The organism is Amycolatopsis sp. H20-H5 (assembly GCF_035828755.1).
Classification (GTDB): Bacteria; Actinomycetota; Actinomycetes; order Mycobacteriales; family Pseudonocardiaceae; genus Amycolatopsis.
Map to the genome: position 1 here is coordinate 1 of NZ_JAYMZS010000268.1, position 1559 is coordinate 1559.

Genomic DNA, 1559 nt, shown 5'->3' on the forward strand with positions numbered 1-1559 from the left:
AGCTTGTTGTTTAACCTGTTTGGGTCGTTGCGGCGGTGACCTTGGTGTCGGTTTTGGTGGTCTTTCCGACGTGGCATACGACGGCGCGGTGCTTGTTTCGTGAGCCTGGTGGGCGGCCTGGACCTGGCCTGGTGGGTTTCGGTGCGCTGGCGGGTGAACTGGTTGCCGGTCCGATGTTGCGAAACCCCCGGCGGACCCGGGCCGGTGTCAGCCGGCCAGGGGCCGCCGGGGCCCGTTCCCAGGGGCGGCGCAGGTCTTCGACGAGATACCGCACCAGTCGAAGCTGGGTGTAAGCGGCGATGATCAGCCAGGTCCAGCGGTCAGCCGCTTGCGGGTCACGCAACCGTGGCCGGGTCCAGCCCAGGGTTTGCTTGAGGAACCGAAAAGTGTGCTCAAGATCGAAACGGCGCAGGAACATCTGCCACAACATATTCACCGTCGCGGCGTCGGCTCCGGTAGCGGAGTACCACAGCCACAACGGTTTCGGTGCTCCGTCGCCGGGGAGATGATCGACCTGCAGCCGGATCACCGTGCCCTCCATGACCGGCACGTCACCCTCGTGGTCGGCCCAGACACCACGATGGGTCAGCCTCGGGTGCAGCCGATCCCACGACCTGGCCACCGCGGTGCCGTATCTGGTGGTGTCGATGGTCGTGGTCTGATCGGGTGCAGGCCACGACCCTGGGTCCTTGAACGCGAACTCGGGCCCGTGACGGTGGGGCCGGCCGACGGTCTCCGCCGTCCGAGGTGGCGCCGGAAACGCCATCACCCGGTCCGACCGCAGCCGGACCAGCACCTCGACCGGGAGGTCCGCCAGCAGAAATGCCAGACGTGGGCCGTCGTAGCCGGTGTCCCCGACGATCCAGATCGCGGGATCGCCTTCCTGCCACTGACCAGCGGCGATCAGCCGTTCCACCACACCACGCAGTTGCGCGGCGGCGACCGGGGTGTTCTCGTCGTCGGGACCCAGACGCCGGGCGTCGAGAATCGCCGTCCACGATGTGCGGCCCGGTTCCAGCGCCGCGACCACCGAGTAAGGCCATCCCGGGATCATCTGCGCTTGACCTTTGCCGCGTGCATAGGTGTGACAGAACAGCCGATCCGGGCTGGTGCCCGCGTCCGGACGCAACCAGTTGCTGACATCGATAGCCAACACGATCCGGCCATCAGCACACCGCGGGATCGGTTGCACAGCAACAACATCACGAAAACGGTCATCATCGATCCGGCCCTCGTTGACACTGTCGTAGAGAGCACCATGGCCACGCCGGTGCTCCACCACCAAGGACAGCTCCGGCAGCGACACCACTGGCCCGTCGGCGCACAACACCGCGTCGCACAGCTCGAACAGCGTGTCCGCCCGCGCCGTCAAACAGTCGTAGAACTCCTGCCGGAAACCCGCCAACTCCCCGGCCGCGCCAACAGGAACAACATCATGCACACTGATCACGCAGCCCTTGGTTGGATCATCTTCCGTCGCAAGAAGCATGATCAACCAAGGGCTGCTTCCATGATCAACTGGGGTCGCCACACTAACCGCCGAGGTTAAACAACAAGCT

1 protein-coding gene is annotated in these 1559 nt (G+C 65.2%); it reads right to left on the bottom strand.

What is annotated here, in order from left to right:
* Positions 1-10 precede the first annotated feature (10 nt).
* The coding region (locus QMK34_RS47385; RefSeq protein WP_442785377.1) for an NF041680 family putative transposase at positions 11-1559 on the bottom strand (1549 nt) is incomplete at its 5' end.